At 60.5% G+C, this 18,596-nt stretch carries 17 protein-coding genes; 13 read left to right on the top strand and 4 right to left on the bottom strand.

Going from position 1 to position 18,596, the window contains the following annotated elements; translation table 11 throughout:
- Positions 1-42: 42 nt before the first annotated feature.
- Together ACM5SV_RS05080 and ACM5SV_RS05075 are read right to left on the bottom strand one after the other, a co-directional pair.
- Entirely contained in the window at positions 43-1,314 is a 1,272-nt protein-coding gene (locus ACM5SV_RS05080; RefSeq protein WP_222051829.1) for a flavin monoamine oxidase family protein, read from the bottom strand.
- 63 nt (positions 1,315-1,377) lie between these two features.
- A complete protein-coding gene (locus tag ACM5SV_RS05075; protein WP_419425103.1) occupies positions 1,378-1,890 on the bottom strand; it encodes a MarR family winged helix-turn-helix transcriptional regulator in 513 nt (170 codons plus the stop codon).
- On the opposite strand from ACM5SV_RS05075, the gene ACM5SV_RS05070 reads away from it, so the two are divergent.
- The 9 genes from ACM5SV_RS05070 (at position 1,891) to ACM5SV_RS05030 (ending at position 10,016) form a co-directional block, all read left to right on the top strand.
- On the top strand, positions 1,891-2,781 hold the full coding sequence (locus tag ACM5SV_RS05070) for a haloalkane dehalogenase (RefSeq protein ID WP_128405904.1): 891 nt from the start codon (positions 1,891-1,893) through the stop codon (positions 2,779-2,781).
- A gap of 95 nt (positions 2,782-2,876) precedes the next feature.
- Positions 2,877-3,140, top strand: a complete 264-nt coding sequence (locus ACM5SV_RS05065) for a hypothetical protein (RefSeq protein ID WP_128405903.1) — start codon at positions 2,877-2,879, stop codon at positions 3,138-3,140.
- A 135-nt stretch (positions 3,141-3,275) separates the two neighbouring features.
- Positions 3,276-3,950, top strand: a complete 675-nt coding sequence (locus ACM5SV_RS05060) for a response regulator transcription factor (protein WP_012763182.1) — start codon at positions 3,276-3,278, stop codon at positions 3,948-3,950.
- A complete protein-coding gene (locus ACM5SV_RS05055; RefSeq protein ID WP_222059554.1) occupies positions 3,947-5,326 on the top strand; it encodes an ATP-binding protein in 1,380 nt (459 codons plus the stop codon). Before ACM5SV_RS05060 ends, ACM5SV_RS05055 begins: the two co-directional genes overlap by 4 nt.
- Positions 5,327-5,524: 198 nt before the next feature.
- Positions 5,525-6,505 (top strand): 3'-5' exonuclease, encoded by a 981-nt coding sequence (locus ACM5SV_RS05050; protein ID WP_128450425.1) that lies wholly within the window; start codon positions 5,525-5,527, stop codon positions 6,503-6,505.
- A 183-nt stretch (positions 6,506-6,688) separates the two neighbouring features.
- On the top strand, positions 6,689-6,835 hold the full coding sequence (locus ACM5SV_RS05045) for a DUF1127 domain-containing protein (protein ID WP_003594835.1): 147 nt from the start codon (positions 6,689-6,691) through the stop codon (positions 6,833-6,835).
- Positions 6,836-7,464: 629 nt separating this feature from the next.
- Positions 7,465-8,301 carry a 5-dehydro-4-deoxy-D-glucuronate isomerase gene (kduI, locus tag ACM5SV_RS05040; RefSeq protein WP_419425102.1) on the top strand — a complete coding sequence of 279 codons (837 nt, stop codon included), beginning with the start codon at positions 7,465-7,467 and terminating at the stop codon, positions 8,299-8,301.
- Positions 8,298-9,062, top strand: coding sequence for a 2-dehydro-3-deoxy-D-gluconate 5-dehydrogenase KduD (gene kduD / locus ACM5SV_RS05035; RefSeq protein ID WP_281024061.1), 765 nt, complete (start codon positions 8,298-8,300; stop codon positions 9,060-9,062). The genes kduI and kduD overlap by 4 nt, the downstream gene beginning before the upstream one ends.
- A gap of 213 nt (positions 9,063-9,275) precedes the next feature.
- Positions 9,276-10,016: a FadR/GntR family transcriptional regulator gene (locus ACM5SV_RS05030; RefSeq protein WP_012763187.1), complete on the top strand. Its 741-nt coding sequence runs from the start codon at positions 9,276-9,278 to the stop codon at positions 10,014-10,016.
- Between the two features lie 27 nt (positions 10,017-10,043).
- Here ACM5SV_RS05030 and ACM5SV_RS05025 read toward each other — a convergent pair whose 3' ends face one another.
- Positions 10,044-13,328, bottom strand: coding sequence for a GH36-type glycosyl hydrolase domain-containing protein (locus ACM5SV_RS05025; protein ID WP_419425101.1), 3,285 nt, complete (start codon positions 13,326-13,328; stop codon positions 10,044-10,046).
- 341 nt (positions 13,329-13,669) lie between these two features.
- Between ACM5SV_RS05025 and ACM5SV_RS05020 the strand changes: the two genes are divergently transcribed.
- The 4 genes from ACM5SV_RS05020 to ACM5SV_RS05005 all read left to right on the top strand — a co-directional run bounded on the left by ACM5SV_RS05020 (position 13,670) and on the right by ACM5SV_RS05005 (position 16,766).
- Positions 13,670-14,338: a hypothetical protein gene (locus ACM5SV_RS05020; protein WP_221973681.1), complete on the top strand. Its 669-nt coding sequence runs from the start codon at positions 13,670-13,672 to the stop codon at positions 14,336-14,338.
- A gap of 811 nt (positions 14,339-15,149) precedes the next feature.
- A complete protein-coding gene (locus ACM5SV_RS05015) occupies positions 15,150-15,938 on the top strand; it encodes a DNA polymerase III subunit epsilon (protein WP_419425100.1) in 789 nt (262 codons plus the stop codon).
- Positions 15,939-15,986: 48 nt separating this feature from the next.
- A complete protein-coding gene (locus ACM5SV_RS05010; protein WP_012763191.1) occupies positions 15,987-16,247 on the top strand; it encodes a hypothetical protein in 261 nt (86 codons plus the stop codon).
- 222 nt (positions 16,248-16,469) lie between these two features.
- Complete coding sequence (locus ACM5SV_RS05005; RefSeq protein WP_012763192.1) at positions 16,470-16,766, top strand: PRC-barrel domain-containing protein; 297 nt, start codon at positions 16,470-16,472, stop codon at positions 16,764-16,766.
- Positions 16,767-16,871: 105 nt separating this feature from the next.
- Here the strand turns inward: ACM5SV_RS05005 and ACM5SV_RS05000 are convergent, their stop codons facing one another.
- Positions 16,872-18,413 carry a DHA2 family efflux MFS transporter permease subunit gene (locus ACM5SV_RS05000; protein ID WP_017996924.1) on the bottom strand — a complete coding sequence of 514 codons (1,542 nt, stop codon included), beginning with the start codon at positions 18,411-18,413 and terminating at the stop codon, positions 16,872-16,874.
- Positions 18,414-18,596 lie beyond the last annotated feature (183 nt).

Below are 18,596 nucleotides of genomic sequence, written 5' to 3'. Positions count from 1 at the left end.
TGAGAAAAAAATATTCCTGCCTGCCGTCGTGCCCGGCGAGGATCACGGATTTTGCCAAAACGAACCGGCGATCCGATCGGCTGCGGCGACACCGGTCTCGTAGGCGCCGTGCGCCGTCGAATAACGCGACGTCGAACAGGCCTCGCCGGCAAAAAAGATCCGCTCGTCATGCGGCGTGGCGAGACGGCCGCGTAGATCGGAGGCGCCGGGTTCGGCGTAGGAATAGGAGCCGCCGATATGGGGCGCTGCTGCCCAGGCCGACATCGCGGCGACCGACAGCTCCTTGCGGATATCCGCGCCGAAATGTGCCGCCAGTTCATCTGCCGCGAAGGAGAAGGCAGCCTCTCTGCCTTGCCCCTCCAGATGATGCGCGAGGTCGCCGGCGAAATAGGCCTCGACGACGGGCGCGCCGAACGGCCGGAGCTGATAGGTGCCGGTTGCGCCGCGACTGTTGGAGCCGAGCATATGCGTGTCCGCCGGCAACGCCTCCCGATTTGTGAGCCTCAAGAACAGCTTGTCGGCGAGCCCGAGCGGTAAACGGGCTGCTGCCTCGATTTTGTCAGGCAAAGGCGGGTCGAAGGCGATCTTGCCGGCGGCAAGCACATTCGTCGAAACGGTCACCAGCACCGCGCGGGCAGTGAGCACACCCTGGTTCGTCTCGATGCCGATACGGCCGGCATGACGATGGTCGATGCGCGTGACTTCGGTGCCGAGCCTTGCCCGAACCGGCTTGCCGTAAAGCGAGACCAGCGTCCCATACCCCTCGCGCACCCGCCAGTCAGGGCCGGGGCCGGGATCATATCTGTTGTAATCGACGACCGACGACCGCTCCAGTTCGGCGCCGGTGATGTAGGTACCGACCGCCCGGATCTGGCCGTTCCAGGGATTGCCGGGCTCGAGCATATCGGCCATGGCTGCATCATTGCCCGCGTGGCTCTCCAGCCGCTCGAAATAGGCGCCGATCGCCTGCCTTGCCGCACGCGCCTTTGCGTCATCGCGCTGAAGCCGCCGTCCGCCATCGTTCCAGGGCGCAGGTGTGTGGTCGACCGTCAGTCCGACCTCGCCGGCGATCGCAGTCCAGGCATTGGTCCGAGCGCCATGCAGCCAGCCGCAGCCGAGATCGAGCCCGATATCGGCGGCCTCAGGCAGTCCAACCGTCCAGGCGCGACCGCCGAGACGATCGCCAGCTTCAAGCAGGAGGATGGAAAGATCCGGGCGGATTGCCTGTAGGCGACGGGCGGCGGCAATGCCGGCGGCACCGGCGCCGATGATGACGACGTCCTCGTCGGCACCTTTGCTGTTGTCACCAGGCATGTATTTTCCTTCGGTCGTGCGACGGTTAAGTGGAAAGGGTCGTCTCAAGACAGCCCCGCTTCGCTATTGCAGCTGCTCCAGCAGCCGCTGGAGTGCTGTCCGCAAATCGTCCATCTGCTGCTGGCTGGTCAGGGCGGCCCAGCTTTCATCGACGCGCCGGCCCGCCGCCATCGCTATCGGCCTGACCCCCTGGCCTTTTTCCGTCAGAAACACCAGCCGGCCACGCCGGTCAGTCGGATCGGGCCGGCGCTCGACATAACCCAAGCGCTCGAGTTCTTCCACGGCCTGCGTCATCGTCTGCTTGCGAACACGGGCGAGCTTGGTCAGCTCGCTGACCTGGATGCCCTCCGGCCGCGCGAAGGTAAAGACATTGGCGTGCGGCGGGCGGATATCGCCGTAGCCGGCCTCATCGAGTGCCGCTTCCACGGCCTGTGTCCAATGCTGATGGACCAGACGCAACAACAAGCCAAGAGAAGAAGACGACATGAAACCCCGCGCAGCGATATAGACAGTTCCCTGTCTATATGATAAATGGACAGTCGCCTGCCTATATAGCACGAAAGCGTGGAGCTCCATATGCCGACCATCGATATCCTCAACTCGTTCATCTCCTACGAGGAGCTGGGGGAGGGCGACCCGATCGTCTTCCTTCACGGCAATCCCACCTCATCGCATCTCTGGCGGAACATCATGCCCGGTATCGGGCCTGGCCGCTACCTAGCGCCCGATCTCATCGGCATGGGACGCTCCGGCAAACCCGATATCGGCTATCGCTATGGCGATCACATCGCCTATCTCGACGCCTGGTTCGATGCGCTTGACCTCGACGACGTCGTGCTCGTCGGCCACGACTGGGGCGGCGCGCTGGCATTCGACTGGGCTTCACGCCACGTCGAGCGGGTGCGCGGCATCGCCTTCATGGAAACCATCCTGCGGCCGATGGGCTGGTATGATCTGCCGGGCGGCGGAAAGGCGCGTTATGAACTGTTGCGGGGTGCGGGAACCGGCGAGACCAAGGTCCTCGACGAAAATTTCTTCATCGAACAGGCCTTGCGCGCGACCACGCTGAAAGGGCTGAGCGATGCCGACTGGGATGTCTACCGAGCACCCTATCCGGACCGTAACAGCCGGCGCCCGCTGCTGGAATGGCCGCGCGCCATGCCGATCAACGGCGAGCCGGCCGACGTGGTCGCCAGGATCGAGGCCTATGACCGCTGGCTTTGCGCCAGTCCTCAGACTCCCAAGCTGTTGCTGACCTTCGACGGTCCCTCCGAAACGCTGTTGATCGGCAGCGAGATGATATCGTGGTGCCGCGACAATATCGCCGGCCTGGAGATCAGGGGGTGCGGGCCGGCGCGCCACATTGCCCCCGAGGACCAGCCCGAGGCGATTGCCGCCGAAATCAAAAGCTGGATCGACAGGAAGGGGCTCAGAACAGCGCAGCGGAAGGTCGCGTCTCAGACATAAAATCTGCGTCTGCGTCACCGTTACTGCGACATGACAGACTGTTGCAATGTTGAGCCGGTTCATGGGTGGAATCAATCAGCCACTGTGAAGGTCCAATGCCACGTTTCGATCGACGACGCTTTCTTCTTGCTTGGCTTCGTGCGCCGCTGTGCATCGCTTCGATCACGCCATCAGGCCCGCGCCTTGCGGGCCTGACCTTTGGCCCAAAATGCTCGGTGCCCATCGAAATCCTCGACTCCCTCGGTCTTGTCTCAAAGAGGATCGACTGGACCTTGCGCAATATCCCGCCGGCCGCAGTCTACCGCATCAGCCGCAGGTACCAACCGATGGCTTTGATCGAGCAGCGCCGTGCATCATGATGGATAGGATCCTTTGCTACGAGGCGGCGATCTTCCATTCGATGCTCTGAAGGCACCGCCGCCTTGCTTGATGGTGATATGGTTTCCACCTGAGGACCGGCAGTCCCCGATAGGCACCCCCGATAGGAATATGAGATGCGCATACTACTGATCGAGGATGAACCTCAAATGGCCGTGGCGCTCCGAGGCGCCCTGACCAGGCACGACATGGTGATGGATCACGTTTCGACGCTGTGCGACGCCGAGATGGTGATCGGCGACGGCGCCTACGACGCCGTGCTTCTGGATCGGCAATTGCCCGACGGCGATGGTCTCGAACTCATTCCGAAGATCCGCAAGAAGGGGCTGACGTTGCCGATCATCGTCATTACCGCCAAGGGAGAGGTTCCAGACAGGATCACCGGCCTTGAGACCGGGGCCGACGATTACCTTGCCAAGCCCTTCGTCTTCGACGAACTTCTGGCGCGGCTGCGTGCCGTGATGCGCCGCTCCGAAACCTTGCGCCCGGCGCTGATCTCGATCGGGCGGCTTTCGTTCGATCCGACCTATTGCGACATCATCGTCTCCGGCCTGCGTTTGGAAATGCCGCGCCGGGAGGCGTTGGTGCTCGAATGCCTCATGCGCCGTGCCGGTCGTATGGTGCCGCGACCGGCCTTGATGGAAGCGGTCTTCGGCTTCGACGACGAGATCCAGTCGAACGCGCTCGATTCCCACATATCGCGGTTGCGGCGCAAGCTGGCGGCATCGCAAGCAGGTGTCGTCATCAACGTTATCCGGGGCGTGGGTTATCTCCTGCGTGAAGCATCATGAGCAAACGATGCTCCTATTCGCTGCGCAAGCGCCTGTTCTGGCGGCTCCTTGCCGTCCAATCGGTCGTCCTCATCCTGGTGATGATCGTGCTGATTTCGGTTGGCAAGATATCCGAATTCAGGTCGACGGAGGGCACGATCGAGGTCCTGCGCCAGGCCGTGTTCCGCCAGCCCACCGGAGAATTGAGCCTGAGGGAGACCGAGGATCTGCGACAGCTGCGCAAGGACGCGCCCGATCTCTGGTACACCATACGCGACCTGCAGGGTCATGTTTTGACCGAGGGCCTGGTTCCGGAAGAATACGCTGCAATCGGCAACACGCTCGATCATGTCGGCCAGGCCAAATTCGGCTCGAATCTCGACGACCACGACCGTCCGGCTGCCCGAATGAAGTGGATTGCCACGGATGGGGGACAGGTGCAGTTTCTGACGGGCACCGACGGCCCAAACTCGTCCACCTTCATCCTGCTCAAGCTTTCGCTGGTCCTTGCGAAAATTGTTATTCCGATCGTCGCAGTGATGGCGTTGGGTGCGTTGATCGCGACGCCGCTGGTCGTGCGAAGGTCGCTGGTCGGGATCGACCAGGCCGCGCTCCAGGCCGATACGATCGATATCGACCAGCGTGGCGGGCGGCTGTCGGAAAACGATACTCCCGAAGAGATCGCGCCGCTGGTGCATGCCGTCAACCGCGCGCTCGGCCGTCTCGACGAGGGTTATGAGCGGCAGGAACGGTTTCTGACCGATGCCGCCCATGAACTGCGCACACCGATCGCCATCCTGAACACGAGAATTGGATCCCTGCCGCACAGTTCAATCAAGACCGACCTGTTGGAAGATGCCGCAAGGCTTGCGGTTCTCACCGAGCAGATGCTCGATCTTCAGCGACTGAAACAGGGCAAGGTCCAGTTCATCAAGATCGATCTCGGCCAACTGGCGAGGAAGGTCATCATCGAGATGGCGCCACTGGCCTTTGCCGCCGGTTACACGGTGCAGTTCGATGTCGACGGCGCCGGCGAGATCGAGGGCGATCCCCTGGCGCTGCAGCGCGCCCTGATGAACATCCTGCAGAACGCGATCAACCACGGCGGCAGGAAAGGCATCATCTCGCTGACATCAGGCTGCAACTGGATCGAAGTCAGCGACGAGGGACCGGGCATCCCCGCCGATATGGAGGATCGGATATTCGAGCCGTTCTTCAAGCGCCATCACGACGGACGCGGTGCCGGCCTCGGTCTCAACCTTGTTCGCGACATCCTGCGCATGCACGGCGGCGAGGTGACGATCGACAATCGTAGTCCTGGCGCGGTCTGCCGGCTGCGCTTCCCGCCGGACAAATCGGCAGGCGTTTATACCCCATCGCATCTGGCTACTGCATAATTCAACGCGCTAAAGCGCGTCGCGTTCTTTCAGATTCGCTTGCCACGCTTTAGGTCTTTGTTTTGCGCATGTCGTTGTCGCAAAATCGCTCCACACTTTTGCGCGACATGCTTTGTTGCGTCCTTTGCGCCTCTCGAAAAGAGGCGCAGCGCTGTCCGTGCGATGGATTAAATCGCGTCTGCGTGACATATAGATTCGATGAGCGTGCACAGAGATTCGCAACTCGACATGTTTGCCAAGGCATCGCCCGTGACGGCTAAGGCGCGCGGTCCAGCGCGCCGGCGGCCGTCGCAGCCGGTCGTCCACTCCGATGAGGACGTGGCGCGGGCGCTCGAAGAGAGCGGCAACTATCGCATCTTGAGAAAGCTGGTCGCCCGCCCGATTGCGTCAGTCAAACGGCCCGGATTTTCGCGCCTTGGCGTCATTCTCGATACGGAAACCACCGGTCTCAACCACCGCAGCGACGAGATCATCGAAATCGGCGCCGTCGCCTTCACCTTCAACGATGATGGGGCGATCGGCGATATCGTCGGCATTTACGGCGGCCTGCAACAGCCGTCCCGGCCGATCCCGCCCGAGATCACCCGGCTGACGGGTATTACCGATGCGATGGTCGAAGGGCAGCTCATCGATATCCAGTCGCTGAGAACTCTGATCGAGCCGGCGGATCTGATCATCGCCCATAATGCCGGATTCGACCGGCCGTTCTGCGAGGCCTTCTCAAAGATTTTCACCGGCAAGGCCTGGGCATGCTCGGTTTCGGAGATCGACTGGAGCGCCCGCGGCTTCGAAGGCACGAAGCTCGGCTATCTCGTCGGCCAGGCCGGATATTTCCATGAAGGCCATCGTGCCGTGGACGACTGCCATGCGCTGCTGGAAATCCTCGATCGAGAGCAACACGACGGTGAAAGCCCGTTCACCGAGCTTTACCGCGCCAGCCAGCGCTCGCGCATCCGCGTCTTTGCCGAACACAGCCCGTTCGAGATGAAGGATCATCTGAAGGCAAGGGGTTATCGCTGGTCGGACGGCAGCGACGGCCGCCTGAAGTCCTGGTGGATCGAAGTCGGCGAAGAGGATCTCAACGACGAACTCTCCTATCTGCGCTCGGATATTTACCGATGGGCCGAAGCGGAGCCGCCGATGGTGCGGCTGACGGCCTTCGATCGTTTCAAACTCTGACCGCGAAGCGATTCGGATCCTGATTGGCTGCTAGATATGGCGACCCATGCAACTGCCGCATAGGTGCAGTGATGCATTGGCGCTGCAATAATCGGATGCCCCATACTATATACAACTCATCGAAGCGAACAAAGCGCCAAGGACTGGCAGCTAAGCTTCGAAAGCCCACGAAAGGGGATCATCATGAACGTAGCACGCTCTTTCAACAACTGGCGCAAGTACCGTCAGACGGTCGCCGAACTGGGTCGTATGTCCGCACGCGAACTGGACGACCTCGGCATCGGCCGCGGCGACATCCGCAACGTCGCGCGCGCAGCCATCGCCCGCTAACGGCAGCTTAGACCAAGCATTTTCAAGACCATGTCAGCGCCTGCTTCTTCCCGAGCGGGCGCTTTGCTTTTGTGCTTCCGGCAAGGTGGAATCAAGGCGATCGAGCCTCCCGCTTTTCGCATAACGCATAGCTGCCCTGCAAAGAAATGCCTACCAACTGAGCAACAAATAAGTATGATTATTTCTATCGAAGCGATGCACCTCCTCCCGCATCCCTTCGATATACAGGCGCCCCATCCTCCTCCCAGGGTCGTCTGTGGAATGACAGCACTCCTCCTCCCAGCTGTCGTTCGGTTTTTTACGAAAGCCTGCCGCACCTCCTCCCGCGGCAGGCTTTTTCGTTTTGGGCGATAGCATTGCCGGATCGCGCCAAGAGCGACCGCCTGCGATCGATCCATCGTATGACGATGGGGTCATCGCCTCCGGCGTTTTGCTTATTCGCAATTTTGCTTTCGTGCTCTTGCCGGCCCGTGCATCTCTTCAAGCGCGCACGGACAAAGCTGTTGACACCAAACTTGTCGTACAACTATGTAACCGGATGGATACCGCCGCAGCGGAATACGCCGGACAAGACCGGCTTGCGCAATAGCGACGACCCCTGGCGACAATGAAGCGGAAGGAAAATTGACATGCAGATCGACGTGAGGCACGCCTCCCATCCGGAGGCCGTGCGTGATTTCGACACGGAGACGCTGAGGCGTCACTTTCTGGTGGAAACCGTCTTCTCGAGCGGCGAGATCCGGCTCACCTATTCGCATTACGACCGGATGGTCATCGGCGGCGCGACGCCGATCGGCCCCGGGCTGACGCTGACGGCGCCGACAGCGATCGGACAGGAAACCTTCCTTGCCGAACGTGAACTGGGCGCTCTGAACATCGGCGGTGCCGGCCGCATCATCGTCGACGGCACGAATTACGATCTTGCCAAATATGATTGCCTCTATGTCGGCAAGGGTTCCAAGGACATCAGATTCGAGAGCACGGATACCGCCAATCCGGCAAAGTTCTATCTGGTCTCGACGCCAGCCCATCAAACGCACCCGACCGTGTTGCTCACCCGCGAAAAGGCCCGTCACCTGACGCCGGGCGAAGCCGCGACGGCCAACAAGCGGTCGATCTACCAGTTCATCCATCCTGAGGTCTGCCAGTCCTGCCAACTCACTCTGGGCTTCACCATGATCGAGCCGGGCAGCGTCTGGAACACAATGCCGGCCCACACGCATGACCGCCGCATGGAAGCCTATCTCTATTTCGATCTCGAAGCAGAGCAGCGCGTCTTCCACTTCATGGGCGAGCCGCAGCAGACCCGGCATATGCTTGTCGCCAACGAACAGGCGGTCATCTCGCCGCCCTGGTCGATCCATTCGGGCGCCGGCACCAAGAATTACAGCTTCATCTGGGCGATGGCCGGCGACAATAAGAGCTTCACCGACATGGACCATATCGCCATTGCGGATCTGAGGTGAGCGTCGTGGCAAATCCCTTCGACCTTTCCGGCAGGACTGCCGTCGTCACCGGCGCCAATACTGGCCTCGGCCAGGCCATCGCGGCCGCACTGGCAGGAGCCGGTGCGTCGATCGTCGCCGTCGGGCGCTCCTCGATGGACGAAACCGAGGCGCTGGTGAAGGAAGCGGGAAGCCGCTTCCATGTCGTCAAGGCCGACCTTGCCAGCATCGAACCGGTCAAGGGAATCGTCACTGAGGCCATCCAGACCTTCGGCGGCCTCGACATCCTCGTCAACAATGCCGGCATCATCCGCCGCGCCGATGCGCTCGATTTCACCGAGGAAGACTGGGACGCGGTGATCGACGTCAATCTGAAGACCGCCTTCTTCCTGTCGCAGGCAGCCGGCCGCCATATGGTCGACAAGGGCAGGGGCAAGATCATCAACATCGCCTCGCTGCTCTCCTTCCAGGGCGGCATCCGGATTCCGTCCTATACCGCATCGAAAAGCGGCCTCGCCGGACTGACCAAGCTGCTTGCCTGCGAATGGGCCGGGAAGGGCGTCAACGTCAACGCCATTGCCCCTGGCTACTTCGTCACCAACAACACCACGGCGCTGCGCGAGGATGCCGACCGCAATGCCGCCATCCTTTCCCGCATCCCGGCCGGGCGCTGGGGAACGCCGTCCGAACTCGGCGGTGCGGCGGTATTCCTGGCATCGTCGGCATCCGACTACGTGCATGGAACGGTGCTGCCCGTCGATGGCGGCTGGCTGGCGCGCTGATCGGTCTCACCAACCGATCACACCGAGAGCGCCTCGCGTCTTTTCAGACGCGCCAGGACGCTCTATCGCTTCGATCTGCGCATAACCCCGAAAATCGATTCGGATTTTCGGGATTGTGAGCGAGGGCCGCTGCCGACGCTCTCGACTTATATGTGGAATGCGAACAGGAAACGGGTCGGCGCAGCCGCCTCGACACCAGGATCTCGAAACAGGATGGCAGACAAGGACAACGCGGTCTTCAACACCATTCAGCAGGCGCCGAACCTGCGTAGCAACCTTGCCGATATGCTGACGGCGCAAATCGAGTCCGGCGACCTGAAGCCCGGCCAGCGCCTGCCGACCGAACAGGCGATCATGATAGCGACAGGCGTCAGCCGGACGATCGTTCGCGAAGCGCTCGCAGCGCTGCGCGCGAAGGGGCTGATCACCACGCGGCAAGGCCTTGGGGCTTTCGTCTCGAACGATCCGACGCCCCGATCCTTCTCCATCATTCCCAACGACCTGCAGTCGATCGACGAGGTTCTGCGCGTGCTGGAGCTGCGCATGGGGGTCGAATACGAAGCCGCCGGTCTTGCCGCGTTGCGGCGCACCCAGGAGGATATCGACCGCATGCAGGATCGTCTCGATGCCCTCGACAAGGCGCTTGAGGAGGGTGGATACGGCGCGCAAGAAGACTACGCCTTCCACAGATCCATTCTGGTCGCGACGCAGAACTCCTATTACGGCCGTCTCTTCGATACGTTCGGCAACATCATGGTGCCACGGCAATGGGCGCGCCTGGACAAGATGACATCAGCCGAGCGCAAGCGCCATGCGGCGCGCATGCGCAGGGAACACCATGCCATATTCGCGGCGATCCGCGACCGCGACGAGCCCGCCGCGCGCCGCGCCATCCGAAGCCACCTGTCGAAGAGCGCCGCGCGCTTCGAAGAGTTGCGTGACGCTACCGCATAATGCCGCGGCGCATGAGGCGCGCCCGCTTCACACCTCAGGCTTCGGCTTCATCAGCCGGCGCCAGACGGCGTGGTCGGTTTGCAGATCGGCAGAGGCGTGGACCGCGGGAAGAAGCGGCTTGCGTTTGCGGCGGCCGAAGCGCCGTTTGAAGCCGAGGATATTTTCGACGAAGCTCCTGGTGTAAAGCCCGGGGCCGCTTGAATAGATTCGCCATCCGCCGTCGACGGCGATCTTTCCCGCCTTGACGCGCTCCCATTCGGCCGCTGCCTGATAACGGTCATGGAAAGCCGCATCGCTGCTGCTGAAATAGGTGTTGCGCTGGCGCAGTGATGCATGCGGCAGCGCCGATGTGACCGAAATCGGGTTGACGAGGGCGATCGCCTTCCAGAGCTCTTCCGCTTCGGCATCAAGCGCCAGCGTTTCGCAGTAGCGCAGATGCGCATGCACATACATCAGCCCGATCTCGCGGCCGAAGAAGGAGGAGGATTCGGCGCGGCGAAACAGCGTCTCGGGTCCGCCGGCATAGGTCGCGGGCTTCTCCATCAGTCGTACGCCGTCAGGAAAGAGCAGATGCTCTTCGATCAGCTTCATATGACCCTGTCTTTGAGCCGGCGTGAAGAGGCCGCCGAGCATCGCCTGCGTCATCGAGATCAGCGAAAAATGCAGGCCGGTGCGCCGGTCGCTCGGGTGCAGCAGCAATTCGACGCCGTCATGGCTGGGTTCGAAGATACCGTAGCCGGCCACGACGCCGTCGCGCACGAGATGGCGGTTGAAATCCCGGCGCATCGCCGTTGCGATCTTCCTCAAGCCTTTCGCCTTGCCGCCATGGCCGAGGCGGCGCAGGATCGCCGAATAACGCACGATCTGCTCGTAGAGCAGGGCAACGGTCCAGCTGCTGACCATCCAGTCGCGCAGATGCGGATCGGCCGGCTGCAGAGAATCGTTCCAGTCTCCCTCGCCATAGCGGATCAGATGCGTTCCGGGGATGAAAGCTTCGCGAACGGTATCGAGCAGCTTCTCGACATGGATTGCGATAGTGTCGAGCTCCGCCCTGGCCATCGTCTTTTCATCGCGCCAGGAGACTTTCTCGTCGAGGATGGCGAGATCGCCGGTCGCTTCGATATAGTCGCAGAGCGCCTTCAGCGGCCAGACGACGATATCGCCGTGACTATCGCCCGCCCGGATGTTGGCATAGGGCTCCAGCATGAACCATTGCGGCCAGTCGCCTTTTCCCAGGTATTGTTCGCTGAAGACGGTTTTCAGCACCTGCTTGGCTTCGCGGTCATGCTCGTAGGCGAGCAGGAATTCTATCGGCCCCTGGCAGGCGTCGCGTGTGCCCCAGGCCGCACCCGTATATTGCTCGAGGCCGTGCGGCACGCTTAGATGCACGATTGCATCATGGGCGAGCCAGGGCAGCAGGGTCGTCTGCGCGGCAAGGTCGGGTGACGTGCTGGCGACCGTCAGGCCGCGCACGGTGTTCCGCCAGAATTTCGATGCCGGGGCAAGCATGGCTTCATCGGTGACGCCGGCCTGATAACGCTGCGCCAGGCGCTCGGCTTCCGCCGCATCTGTCATCGAGCCGACGACAGCGAACGACAGCGCCTGCGTCATCAGTGATCGTAGTGCCACGAAAGCGCCGTTGCGTGTTACCCCATCGCTGTAGAGCAGTTCGTCGCCGCCGATCTCTTCGATGGCATCGGGCGTCGAACTCACCAGCCAGTAGCCGGCGTCGGGATAACGCTCGCCCCAGAGCCAGGCCGGGTCCGGCCGGAAAAGAATGCGTTTGCCCGACGTATCGAATTCGATCTGCCCGCCCGCATCATATTCGCGCTCGCCGAGCACGACATGACCAAACACCAGGAAGCGGCACGGCTCGCCCTCGACGGAGACGGTCCACTGCATCGCCGCATCCTCGCCGGAGGCGACCGCCGACACGATGATCGTGCATTCAGGGAGGCGATAGATCCAGCGGCAATCGCTGAGCCCCATTTCGAAAGCCGACGGCACCGCCAGAAGCTGCCAGCCGGCGCCGACATCGGCCATGATGCGCAGCCCGCTGGCGCGGGTCAGATTGTAGGGGTCGCGGGAGACCGAAAAGAGCTTGTGAAAGGACGTATTGCCGATCGTCAGCTGGGCCGCGAAAATACCCTGCATCCAGCAGGTCGCGGCAAGCGTCCTATCGTCGAGCAGCATATTCTCACCGCTTCTGACGATCGCCCCGTGACGGCGCGCTACCAAGAGCTCCTTGTCGCGCAGGACCACATGGCGGTTCAAAACGCCGTCGGAGACGAAAAACGAAAGAAGCTTTCCGTCGACGCGCTCTTCCAGGCTCCGTTGCGGATAGAGCTGGCCGATCATTTTTTTATCCAGCGCCTCGGCCTTCAGCAAAGCAGCATCCTGGAGCAGGCTGCGGACCGGCGCGGCCTCGGCAATATCGGCCGCCGTCCCCTCTGTCGCCGCAAGCTCGTCAAGCCGTGAAAGGTCGGCATCGCTCGATGCCTCGGGATGATCCGCGGCGAAGACGGCAAAGAAGGTCGCGGTCGCACCGCTTGCCGGGACGGAAAGCGATTTTGACTGGATGGCGGGGCATGCCGTCTCCTGCTGGCGCCGCTTGCTCGGCAGGTTGGTGCCGAAGGGGCCGACCAGCAAGTCGCCGAGACGGTCACTCGCCTGTACCAATTGGATCGCATCGGTGGCATAGGCAGCCGCCCCATCGAGGCAGCCCTGCACGAGCCAGGGGTTGCGAGCACCCGACTGCTTGAGATTTTGCCGGTTCATTACGACAGAACCGAATGTCTCGTGATCGGCGATATGGTGATCGACATATTGCGAGGCATAGGCTTCGCTGTTCATCAGGAAGCCGCGATCGCCAAGACCGACGTCCTGGATCAGCACCAGATCGACCGGCAGCGTGCCATCCTTCAGATGCCGGATGGAAACACGCCAGAACCAGGCCGTTTCGGAGGGATGAAGCTCGAGGCGGACATTGTAGCCGATATCGCCTCTCTTGCCGCTCCAGGAGAGACTTGTCGCATCGTGCCCAAAGCTGCCATCGGCGAAAGACCCGACAAGCTCGACGACATCAGGTGCCGCACCACCGATACGCAGATAAAGGCGACTGACGCCGCCGGTCAGCGGCGAGCCCTGGATCTGGTTGATCTGCACCGATCCCTTGTCGTCGGCATATTCGATGGCAAACAGGGTGCCGTTCGGCAGCGCCGATATCGACAGGCCGGAACCGTTGCTGATCGTGAAGAGGCCAAGCTCGTCGCGTCGGGGCATTTGAAAACTGCGGTCAAGGTCCGTGGCCATTGAGATCTCGTCGATTGGCTTCAGAGGGGAATTGGAGGATGACGCAAAATGGTTGAGAGAAATCTTACCAACATCGCCGGTTCTCGATTTGGTCCTTGAAAGCCAGGCCAGTCGATATCACTTGATGTTCTAATTCGATAGTTGCAGCGATAGGTCATTGCCAAGGCCTCAAAGGAACAGTGGTCGCCGGTGACGAGGCGTCAGGTTGCCCGATGGCGCCATACCGGCGGGAACGGAGTTCCCTATCGTTTAAGTTCAAGGCAAACTGGGACGGAAACCGCTGATTCCGTCTGTGCGTGCTTCTTGATGCAACTCGCAGCTCCTATTCAACGAGGTGACTATTGACGCAGTTCTTCGAAACCACTCAAGGGATCATGGCAATGGGAGCGTTGATCGGCGCTGGCGGTTTAGCCGCTGGCTCCTTGCTTCCCATCGTCATTCGACTTGCGAAGTCTGGGATCAACCGGCGCCCGAAAGCCGAGGTTAGAAATCTGGCGATGCTGACGGTGCTTGCCCTAGACGATTTTGTCGGAGCCAGCTATGCGGCCGTTCACGACATGCCAGAATTCAATCCTATGGATGAAGGCCAATTCGCGTTTCACGTTCCCGATCCAACCCTTGCTCTTCCGCGTGAGGCAAACTGGGGGCTTTTTAATACCGAGCTTTCAGAAGAAATTTTGTGGTTGTCGAACCGAGTGAAGACGCTTTCTTATGCGTTGGATAGCCTCGACCTTTCCAGGCCCGGATACGATGGCTTCTTTGAACGACGCCAAGAAGGTTATGCTGGTCTGGCCGCTGAAGCGATGGACATTATTGAGCGCATGCTTGAAGAGTTTGACCTCACCCTGCCTGGCAAGCCAGATTATTATCGCCAGCGGGAAGGTCTCGTTTCAGCTGTCCAAAAGGCTGGGGAAAACAACTCGCAGCGCCCAAAGGCTCGCACTGTCGCGCACCCGAGCGGGTCAAATGTGCTGCAACTGTTCCCAAAGGCGAACGACGACGCCGAGTAAAATCAAGCGAAATCGTCGAACCCGATCAAAGGCATCGCATCCTCACGCATGGCCTCTTCTCCAGTGGATGGCTCGTTCCATTGCGGCGTAGTCCGGCGCCAGATCGACGCCTTCTAAAAAGTTCAAGATCCAGGCGCGGTAGCAGCCTTCAAACACGGACTACTTTCGGCTAGATGGTCCGCCATTGCATAGCTGCGTTGCACAAAAAATGTTTTCCAACTGGTCAAAAAAGGAGCATAACGATCATAGTTGATGCAACACGACGGCTTTCCTCCCAGTTCCGTCGTTTCAGCTGTTCCCCTCTGGAGGTTTATATCTCCACAATTAATGGGCCACGGTTTACCGTCGGCCCTCTTTTTTTGTCTCCGAAAATCACGCGTTGCCGCCGGGTTTGATCGACCGGCCTCCCAATTCCCAGGCGCTGGCTTCGGTCCGCGATTGCAATGGAGAAAAACTTATAGGGCGCTCAACCCGTGTCCGGGGAGCGCCCTTTTTGTTGCTCAAAGCGCGAAAACCAACGAGTCGGCAGGCGATTTGAAGTGGCGCTGCAATACAGGCGTGACGCCGTCGCGTAAAGTCCCGATCTCTCAGGCCTGGTAAGTGGTCCCGGTTATTTTCCGGAACATTGGGCACAGTGACCTGCCGCTCGGAACATTCTCCAAATTGATCAGTGCTGGTGGCGGAGCAGGCCTCTTTTAGCCATGTCGCTCAGGTTAAGCACGTCGACCTTGTCGACAATCGTTAGCAAGCCCGTCGCATCGTGTCCGAGCGATATCTGGACTTTTACGGCATTCGGCCGAAATAGATAAATATGTTGATCGAGAGCAGTGGGATCCTATCAAAACCGGTAGATCATAAGTCTCGCATCCGGGTCGTTGACCTCGAAACAGCCGGGAATGGCCAGAATGATGTTTGCGAGGTCGGATGGCAGGACGTCGTGCTTGGCCATGACGGGGGATGGCAGGTTGACGAAGAGCGCGGATCATTGCTTATAAATCCAGGGCGACCGATCTCTCCTGAGACGATGGCAATACATCACATCGTGGACGCGGAGGTCGCGACGGCACCTTTTTGGAAAGAAATCGCCTCCAGCGTCTTACGGCCGGAAGGTGGAGTGATCGCACTGGCTGCACATCGGGCAAGTTTCGAGCAGCGCTACTGCACCCCCAGATTTACCGGCGGAGCGGCCTGGATATGTACGTGGAAATGCGCACTTCGGCTGTGGCCTGAACTGCCGAGGTTCTCCAACCAGATGCTCCGGTATCTGCGTATGCCCGAGGGACTGGTGCACGCGATTGGCCTTCCCGCCCATCGCGCAATGCCCGATGCATACGTAACCGCACACCATTTGCGGGACATGTTGAATGAATCCACCTTCGAGCAACTGGTGAAATGGAGCAGCGAGCCCGGTCTTTTGCCACGAGTACCTTCTGGCCCAGAGCGTGGCAAAAGCTGGGATCGGCTGGATATTGCGGCATTGCAGGCGTTTGCTCGCGATCGGGATGCCGACCTCCGCTTCAGCGCGGAGACGGAACTTCGCCGGCGAGGCGACGCGGACATGAAAGTAGCTGACGAAGCCGAGCAGGGAACACTGTTTTAGGAGTTCTTCGGCTCCTGCAGGGAAAAGGGACACAGCGGTGAGGGTTTGATGGCAGAACGAATGTCTGAACGCGCCAAGGGTGACATCGACGCCATTTTGGAACGGCTCTATCGGGTTTCCCCGGAGCTGGATAGAATTGCCGCCGATTGCGAGAGAGCTTTGCGGCTCAATGCTGAAGCAAGAGGCGATTACATTTCGCCACGAACCATGCAGGCATTTGCCGAAATGCGCGATGCCGTAAGCGCGCTGTATGGCTCGGCGCAGAACGCGATGAAGGAAGCCGACAGGTTCTTTAAGCCGAAATCGTAGGTCAGTTTTCGCTCCAAATGCGCGATCGGGCCATGGGGCTCGGCACGGCTGATGATTTCAACCCATTCGCCAAGTTAACCGTTCATCTACAGGAGCTTAGACAACCAAGAGCGACAACGGTTCCCAAAGGCCGATAGCTCTTGAGCGTCAGCTTTTAGCCTCACGCAGGAACAAACAGCACCCCGGCGGCTTTCACATGGGCTCGAACGGAGGAGTTTGAAAATGGACCACAGCAAGCACGTGAGACTTGGCACCGACGAACTAACGCCCGCAGTCCTTGAAGGCGCTACTGTCTACGGCGCAGATGACGACAAGGTTGGAAGCGTGGACCACATGCACGGTTCAGGCAGCAGCGCAAATGTCGTCATCGACGTCGGTGGGTTTCTCGGCATTGGCGCGAAACCTGTTTCCGTGCCGATCAGCGATCTGGACTTCATGCGCGATGAAGATGGTGACGTTCACGCAGTTACGTCCTGGACAAAAGATCAGCTGAAAGACATGCCTGAGCATCGAGACTAACTCGCGGCGAGGAAGTTGAAAGCCCGATCTCAGCATCAGTCTCGGCTCCAGGTTTTTCAACAACTTGGTTGATTCTGTTCAGAGCGGCCTCGTCAACCCCAGTTTTCACGTTGGCGTTGGCCGCCTGGCAAAGGGCACTGAGAGCAGGGCGCAGCCGGTCAGGACGGCAATCACCATCCAGGCTTCGTTGATGGCCTGGACGCTTGCCGCGGTCTGGACCAGCGGATCGAGCAGTGCCGTGGTATCCGCGTCGAAGCTGCCATTATGCCCCGCTATCGTCTGAAGAGGCGCGCCGACGAATGACGCAGCCTCGACGTCGCCGGCTTGAAGGCGGGTCCACAGGCCTTGTCCCAGCGGCTCCGAGCGCGTGTAGATGATCGTATCGATCAGAGCGATGCCGATGGCCCCGCCGAGATTGCGCATCAGGTTGAAAAGTCCGCTGGCATCGGGGATGCGCTCTGGCGGCAGTGTACCGAGCGCCAGCCGCGTCGGCGGCAGCAGGCAGAACATGATAGCGACGCCGCGCACCACCTGCGGCCAGAACATCGCGTCATAGTCCGAACGAGGATCCTGAAAAGCGCTCATCCCGACACCGATCGCAAAGAGAGCGAAACCGGCCGCCGACAGCAATCGCGCGTCCATCCGCTTCTCCAGCGCCACCGCGATCGGCGCCGTGATCAATTGCGCGATGCCGGTGACCAGCATCGTCATGCCAATTTCGAGGGCGTCGTGTCCCCTGATGAAAGCGAGATAGACCGGCATGAGATAGACCGAGCCGAACAGGCCGATGCCGAGCACAAAGCTCAAAACCGAGCCGACCAGAAAGTTCCGGTCGCCGAAATTGCCGAGATCGACGATCGGACGGCGTCGGCGCAGCGTTCGCCATATGAACGCGCCTCCCGATGTGAGGCAGATCGTCAGCAGACTGAGCACATAGGCCGAGGTCCAGCCGCTCGTCGGCGCCTCTTTCAGGCTGAGTTCCAGGGTCGTCAATGCGGTTGCCATCAGCAGAAGCGAGAGCGTGTCGAGATGCCCGAGTTCAGACGGATCGGGCGCCTGCCGCGGCAGGAACCACGCAGCGACGATTGCCGAAACGATGCCCGGAATAACGTTGATCAGGAACAGCCAGTGCCAGGAGTAGGTCTCAGTCAGCCATCCGCCGACGATCGGTCCGACGGTCGGGGCCAACACCGCGAGAACGCCGGCGATCGTCGTCGCAAGCGCCTGGCGCTCGTTCGGGAAGAGAATGAACACGGCTGAAAACACCGAGGGGATCAGGGTTCCGCCGGAAAAGCCCTGCAGCACCCGCCAGGCTACCAGCTCGCCGAAGCTGCCGCTCGCCGCACAGCCGGCCGAGGCGGCGACGAACAGGCTGATGGCGGTAACGAACAGCCATCGCATCGTCAGCAGTCGGGTCAGGAGGCCGGTGAGCGGAATCGCCACCACTTCGGCGATGAGATAAGCGGTCTGTATCCAGCTCATTTGATCGGGATCGATACCCAGCGCCGACTGAATGGTCGGCAGCGATGTCGCCACCACCTGAACGTCGAGGATCGCCATGAACATGCCGACGCACATCGCCATGAAGCCGAGCCAGACGATGGCGGGGGTTTCATCAGGGCGGGCAGATTCAAGTCGTTCCGACATGCGATGATCCGGCGCGCTGCATTCTCAGCCGAGGGTGCGAAGACTACTGCATAATTTCTTAAATCGGAATCAATCGAGAGTAAAATATGCGGCAATTCAAAGTGCTACAGCGCCGCGTTTGAAAGACCGCGGCGCTATTGGCATTTCCATCCCCAATTGCGATCGAGCCTGACCAGGTGGGTC

This window comes from Rhizobium sp. CRRU65, assembly GCF_048551595.1.
Taxonomy (GTDB): Bacteria; Pseudomonadota; Alphaproteobacteria; order Rhizobiales; family Rhizobiaceae; genus Rhizobium; species Rhizobium leguminosarum_J.
The sequence above is the reverse complement of the archived record's forward strand: the minus strand, read 5'-3'. Positions and strand labels throughout refer to the sequence as shown.